A 5,996-nucleotide genomic window follows, 5' to 3' on the forward strand; every position below is an offset into this window, starting at 1 on the left:
CAGGTCCATGAGCGCAGGCGGCAACTTGAGTTCGTCGATCGATGGGATGATCGAGGTGATGTAGCGCACCACCATCGCCACCTCGCCGCGCTGCATGAAAATGTTGAAGCGAAAACGCCCCAGGCCGTCGATGGTCGTGGCCAGATCGCACTCCAGCGATGACTCGAACTCACGCATCTGGGACTCGCGCATGACCGAATAGGCCAGCGACTTCGCATCGCTAGGCTTCAAGACGGGCAGATTTATGGGTCGGATCACCCCGTGTATCTTGACCGACGGTGGGGCGCCCACGGTGAGGAAAAGATCCGAGGCTCCGGACTGCACCATGAACTGCAGGTGGCGCCCAATGTCGTTCAGGTCAGTAGAGGAGGTGGCGTCCATGACGAGAGTTCCTTGTTGCAGCAGGACTCGTAGTCTACCTTGCATGGCCCGCCCAAGGTAAAGGCAAGCCCGCAGATTTGAAATGCGTAGCCTGATGCCTGCAGTCGAGCCGGACAGAATCAAGCGCGCTGTAAGCACAGCCCTGCAGCGCTACTTTGACCGCAGGGTGCGGCTCAGCAAGGCCACCGGCAGCAGACCCACCAGCACCAGCGCCAGCGCAGGCAAGGCGGCTTCACCGAGCCGCTCGTCGCGCGCCAGCTGGTAGGTGACCACGGCCAGGGTGTCACTGTTGAAGGGGCGCAATACCAGTGTGGCAGGCAGCTCTTTCATCACATCCACAAACACCAGCAGACCGGCCACCGCGACCGAACGCTTGAGCAGCGGCCAGTGCACCCGGGCCAGCAGCCCGGCGCCTGTGGTGCCCAGCATGCGTGCGCTGTCATCGAAGCTGGCCGGAATACGGGAGTAACCGCTCTGGATGGTCTGCAGGGCCACGGCGCTGAAGCGCACCAGGTAGGCCCAGACAATGCCGAGCACGGTCGCCGTGATCCAGTAGCCCGCGCCGGTTTGCGGCGCTGCCGCCTGCAACCAGCCCACGGGCAGCAACAAGCCCACCACGATCACGGCGCCAGGTACGGCATAACCCAGGCTGGCGAGTTGTACGGCAGCGCGGTTGAGCAGGTGCGGCTGGCGGCGCACGGCAAAGGCCAGACTCAGCGCCAGCGCGGTCGCCAGCACCGCACTCAGACTGGCCAGCCAGAAACTGTTGAGCGTCCAGCTTATGAAGTTGTCCCACAGCAGGTTGTCCCAGCCCAGAATCAGCGGACGCAGCATGAAAAGCACGGGCAGCACAAAGCCAAGGGCAATCGGCACAGCGCAGACCAGCCAGGCCACCAGCGCGCGCGCGCCTTGCAGTTGGACCGGCGCCGCATCTGACGCGCCAGCGCGCCCGCCCCGCGCGCCCGCGAAGCGCATGCGGCGCTGCGCAGTGTGCTCGATGCGCAGCAGCACCGCCACGAAGATCAGCAGCACGGTCGCCAGCTGCGCTGCGGCAATGCGGTTGTCCATGGACAGCCACGCCTTGTAAATACCGGCGGTGAAGGTCTGGATGCCAAAATAGCTGACCACCCCGAAATCGGCCAAGGTCTCCATCAGCGCCAGCGCCACACCGGCCGCCACGGCCGGCCGGGCCAGCGGCAGGGCGACCTCTCGAATGCGCCGGGACAGCGGCGCGCCCAGCAGGCGGGCCGCTTCCATCAGGTGGACCGCCCGCTCCGACAATGCCGTGCGGGCGAGCAAGTACACATAGGGGTAGAGCGCCGCCGTAAACACCAGCACGGCACCGCCCAGACTGCGCACTTCGGGCAACAGACGGCCCTGCAGCCCGAAGGCGACACGCAGCCAGCTCTGGAGCGGCCCGCCGTACTGCAAAAAGTCGGTGTAGGCATAGGCCAGCACATAGGCCGGCATGGCCAGCGGCAGCAGCAGGGCCCACTCAAAGACGCGCCGACCCGGAAACTCGAACAGCGTGACCGCACTGGCGGTCGCCATGCCCACCACCGCCACGCCAAAGGCCACGAACAGGCACAGCAGCAGCGAGGTCCAGACGTAGTCCGGCAGCACCGTTTGCAGCATCTGCCTGAGGATGGAGGCCGCTTCGCCATCGAACTGCAACCAGGACAAGAGCACGGCCAGTACCGGCAAGGTCAGCAGGCAGACCAACAGAAACAAAAACGCGGAAGGCAGGAAACGAAAGAAGATGCGGCGGAGCATGGAGATCCGAAAAAAAGGCCTCTGCGGGAGCGGCACTTGCCCCCACCCGCATGCGCCGTGGTCTTTGCAGTCAGTCACTGCAAATGAGAATTGTAAGCATCTACAATCGACTTCATGTTTTTAGATGTCTCCCAACTGGGTGTGCACTACGCAGGCCAGCCCCACCCCGCCGTCGCCGGCGTGTCTTTCAGCCTGCAGGCAGGCGAAATCGGCGTGTTCATAGGCCCTTCGGGCTGCGGTAAAACCACGCTGCTGCGCGCGGTGGCCGGACTGGAACGGGCGCAGTCCGGCACCATACGACTGGCCCAGCAAATCGTCAGCAGCCCGGCCGCTCATGTGCCGGCCGAGTTGCGACGCATCGGCATGGTGTTTCAGGATTACGCGCTGTTTCCGCATCTGAATGTGGCGAACAACGTGGCGTTCGGGCTCACGCACCTGGCGCCTGCCCAGCGTGAGCGGCGCGTCAGCGAGGTGCTGGACCTGGTGGGCCTGGGCAATGTGCACAAGCGCTTTCCGCACGAGCTGTCGGGCGGGCAGCAACAGCGGGTGGCGCTGGCGCGCGCGCTGGCGCCGGCGCCGCGCCTGCTGCTGCTCGACGAACCTTTTTCCAATCTTGACGTGGACTTGCGGGAGCGCCTGGCGCACGAGGTGCGCGGCATCCTCAAGGCCGCCGGGGCAACGGCCTTGTTTGTCACCCACGACCAGCTTGAAGCGTTTGCCATCGGCGACCGCATTGGCGTGATGCATGGCGGGCATTTGCACCAGTGGGAAGACGCCTATGCGCTGTACCACCGGCCCGCCACGCGCTTTGTCGCTGACTTTATTGGTCATGGCGTGTTCACGCAGGCGCGCATTGAGCAGCGCGCGAACGAGGTGGTGGTGCATACCGCGCTCGGCGACCTGACGAACATGCAGGAATGCCCCCTGCCTGACGCCTACCCCGAGGGGCTGTGCGATGTACTGCTCAGGGCCGACGACATCGTGCATGACGACCACGCACCGGTCAAGGCGCAGATTCTTCGCAAGGCGTTTCGCGGCTCCGACTTTTTGTACACGCTGCGGCTGCTGAGCGGCGAGACGGTGGTGGCGCTGGTGCCTTCGCACCACGACCATGCCTTGGGCGAGTGGATCGGCATACGCGCCGAGGTCGACCATGTGGTGACCTTCCCGCGCGAGGTGAAGGCCAGCGGCGCAACGGACACGGCCGCGCTGATCTAATCGCGCCGCAGGCGTTCAATCTCTTCGCGCAACGACTCTGACCACACGCGCCGGGTTTGCCCCTGGTGCGCCTGGGGTGCGCCAAAGGTCACGACGGTCTTCAAGCCGGTGGCCGTGAGGGTTCGCCAGATCGAGCCCACCAGGGTTTCGTCGCCCACGTAACTCGGTGCAAAGCTGGTTGCGCCGCTGGCGGCGTCAATGAATTTGAGCGCCATTGGCTGAACCGGCACCGATGCCTCGATGGCGGCCTGGATCAGGTTGGCATGAAAGGGTTTGAGCGTGATGCCGTCGCCGGTCGTGCCTTCGGGGAACACCGCCAGAATGTCGCCCTCCCGCAGACGTTCGGCCATTTTCCCGACCACCCGGTGCGCATCGCGCCGCGACCCGCGCTCAAGGTACAAGGTGCCCGCACCCGCGGCCAGCGTATTGACCACAGGCCAGCCCTGGATATCGGATTTGGAGACAAAGCGGCAGTGGCGCGAGGCGTGGATGACCAGGATATCCAGCCACGAAATATGGTTGGACACCAGCAGCACAGGCCCGCCGGCGGGCGGTATGCCGTTGACCACCAGCTCGATCCCGACGATGCGCAGCATTTGACCCGACCAGGCGTGAACGCGCGCGTCCCGGTCGGCCTGCTCAAGCCGCGGAAAAATGATTTTGATGGTCCAAAAACCGTGCCCTGCATGCACCATGGCGCGCAGCAACTTCCAGGAAACACCCAGCAGCTTCATAGGGTGGTCGGCATATTAAGGAGCGGCCTCGTAGGCCACTTGACCGCCCACCAGCGTCCAACGCACACGCGCTGGCAGCTGGTGGCCCGAAAAAGGCGTGTGCTTGCCCTGGCTGCGCAAGGCCTTCGGCTCCACCATCCAGCTACGGTCCGGATCAAACACACAAATATCAGCCACCCCGCCCTTGACCAGGCGGCCAGAACTGGCCTGCAAGGTGCCCAGTGCGTCGCCCAGCACGCGCGCAGGTTCGCTCGTCAACACCGCGAGGGCCCGCACCATGCCCGCTTGACTGTCGCTGCCCCACTTGCAGGCCAGGCCGAGCAGCAGTTCCAGGCCGGTCGCGCCCGGCTCGGCTTCGGCAAACGGCAGGGTTTTGGCATCTTCGTCGACCGGCGTGTGATCGGACACCAGCGCGTCAATCGTGCCGTCGGCCAGACCCTGGCGAATCGCATCGCGGTCGCGCTGCTGGCGCAGCGGCGGGTCCAGGCGCATGCGGCTGTCAAAGTAGCCAATGTCCACATCGGTCAAATGCAGGCTGTTGATGCTGACGTCGCAGGTCACGCCCAGGCCTTCGGCCTTGGCCTTGCCGACCAGTGCCACGCCTGCCGCACTGCTGATACGGCACAGGTGCACACGCGCCCCGGTGGCACGAACCAGTTCAAAAATCGTATGAAGGGCAATCGTTTCGGCGGCCACGGACACGCCGCTCAGGCCCAGTCGCGTCGCCAGCGCACCGCTGGCGGCCACGCCTTTACCGAGGTGCAGCTCTTGCGGGCGCAGCCAGACGGTGTAGCCAAACGTGGCCGCGTACTGCAGCGCACGCAGCAGCACCTGGGTGTTGGCCAGCGGCACCTCGGCCTGGCTAAAACCCACGCAACCGGCCTCGGTCAGCTCGACCATTTCGGTCAGCGCTTCGCCTTTGAGGGCGCGCGTCAACGCGCCCAGCGGAAACACACGCGACTGGTGCAGCTTTTCGGCGCGGAACTTGAGCATTTCCACCAGGCCGGGCTCATCCAGAACCGGGTCGGTGTCGGGCGGGCACACCACACTGGTCACGCCGCCGGCCACGGCTGCCGCCAGTTCGCTTTCCAGCATGCCTTCATGTTCGTGGCCGGGCTCGCCGAGCCGGGCCGACAGGTCGATCAGCCCCGGTGCCACGATACAGCCCGTGGCGTCGATGATTTTGTTGGGTTCGAAATTGACGGCGGCGCCTTTCAGCGACACGATGCGGCCCGCCGCAATGGCCACATCGCCCACTTCGTCAAGCCCCGACGCGGGATCGATCACCCGGCCATTTTTGATCAGAATTTTCATGCTTCATTCCCGGCGACGATGCTCATGACCGCCATGCGCACGGCGATGCCAAAGGTGACCTGCGGCAAGATGACGCTCTGCGCGCCGTCGACCACCGCCGAATCTATTTCCACCCCCCGGTTGATGGGGCCGGGGTGCATGACGATGGCGTCCGGCTTGGCCAGCCGCAGCTTCTCGTTGGTCAGGCCAAAGCTCTTGAAAAACTCCTGGCTGCTGGGCAACAGCGCACCCGACATGCGCTCGTTTTGCAGCCTGAGCATGATCACCACATCGGCCCCCTTGATGCCTTCTTCCAGCGTGTTGCAGACACGCACGCCCATCTGCGCCATGTCGGCCGGCACCAGGGTTTTGGGGCCGACCACGCGCACTTCGGGGCAGCCCAGCGTGGTCAGCGCATGGATGTCGGAGCGCGCCACGCGGGAATGCAGCACATCGCCCACAATGGCGACCGTCAGCTGGCTGAAGTCTTTTTTGTAGTGGCGGATGGTGTACATGTCGAGCAAGCCCTGCGTCGGGTGCGCGTGGCGCCCGTCGCCGGCATTGATCACGTGCACATGCGGTGCGACATGCTGGGCG

General features: G+C 64.9%; 4 protein-coding genes and 2 pseudogenes. 1 reads left to right on the forward strand and 5 read right to left on the reverse strand.

The window, feature by feature from the left end:
* Together Q8K05_RS10870 and Q8K05_RS10875 are read right to left on the reverse strand one after the other, a co-directional pair.
* Positions 1-381: pseudogene (locus tag Q8K05_RS10870) on the reverse strand (type IV pili twitching motility protein PilT); the annotation flags it as partial.
* A 150-nt stretch (positions 382-531) separates the two neighbouring features.
* The gene (locus Q8K05_RS10875) at positions 532-2,154 is read right to left on the reverse strand and encodes an iron ABC transporter permease (protein ID WP_305246630.1); all 1,623 of its coding nucleotides are present in this window, start codon (positions 2,152-2,154) and stop codon (positions 532-534) included.
* A 114-nt stretch (positions 2,155-2,268) separates the two neighbouring features.
* Here Q8K05_RS10875 and Q8K05_RS10880 point away from each other — a divergent pair, with 114 nt between their 5' ends.
* Positions 2,269-3,372, forward strand: coding sequence for an ABC transporter ATP-binding protein (locus tag Q8K05_RS10880; protein ID WP_305246631.1), 1,104 nt, complete (start codon positions 2,269-2,271; stop codon positions 3,370-3,372).
* Here Q8K05_RS10880 and Q8K05_RS10885 read toward each other — a convergent pair.
* The 3 genes and pseudogenes from Q8K05_RS10885 to pyrB form a co-directional block, all read right to left on the reverse strand.
* Positions 3,369-4,106 carry a 1-acyl-sn-glycerol-3-phosphate acyltransferase gene (locus Q8K05_RS10885; protein WP_305246632.1) on the reverse strand — a complete coding sequence of 246 codons (738 nt, stop codon included), beginning with the start codon at positions 4,104-4,106 and terminating at the stop codon, positions 3,369-3,371. The two genes, Q8K05_RS10880 and Q8K05_RS10885, sit on opposite strands and share 4 nt — an antisense overlap.
* Before the next feature lie 15 nt (positions 4,107-4,121).
* Positions 4,122-5,420 carry a dihydroorotase gene (locus Q8K05_RS10890; protein ID WP_305246633.1) on the reverse strand — a complete coding sequence of 433 codons (1,299 nt, stop codon included), beginning with the start codon at positions 5,418-5,420 and terminating at the stop codon, positions 4,122-4,124.
* Positions 5,417-5,996, reverse strand: a pseudogene (gene pyrB, locus Q8K05_RS10895) (aspartate carbamoyltransferase catalytic subunit); the annotation flags it as partial. The pseudogene pyrB and the gene Q8K05_RS10890, both read right to left, overlap by 4 nt.

The organism is Polaromonas sp. (assembly GCF_030682935.1).
Taxonomy (GTDB): Bacteria; Pseudomonadota; Gammaproteobacteria; order Burkholderiales; family Burkholderiaceae_C; genus Polaromonas.

What these genes read in the sequence shown, in the direction of transcription:
- Q8K05_RS10875 (WP_305246630.1), bottom strand. Translation starts at nt 2,154, where the DNA reads ATGCTCCGCCGCATCTTCTTTCGTTTCCTGCCTTCCGCGTTTTTGTTT.
- Q8K05_RS10880 (WP_305246631.1), top strand. Translation starts at nt 2,269, where the DNA reads ATGTTTTTAGATGTCTCCCAACTGGGTGTGCACTACGCAGGCCAGCCC.
- Q8K05_RS10885 (WP_305246632.1), bottom strand. Translation starts at nt 4,106, where the DNA reads ATGAAGCTGCTGGGTGTTTCCTGGAAGTTGCTGCGCGCCATGGTGCAT.
- Q8K05_RS10890 (WP_305246633.1), bottom strand. Translation starts at nt 5,420, where the DNA reads ATGAAAATTCTGATCAAAAATGGCCGGGTGATCGATCCCGCGTCGGGG.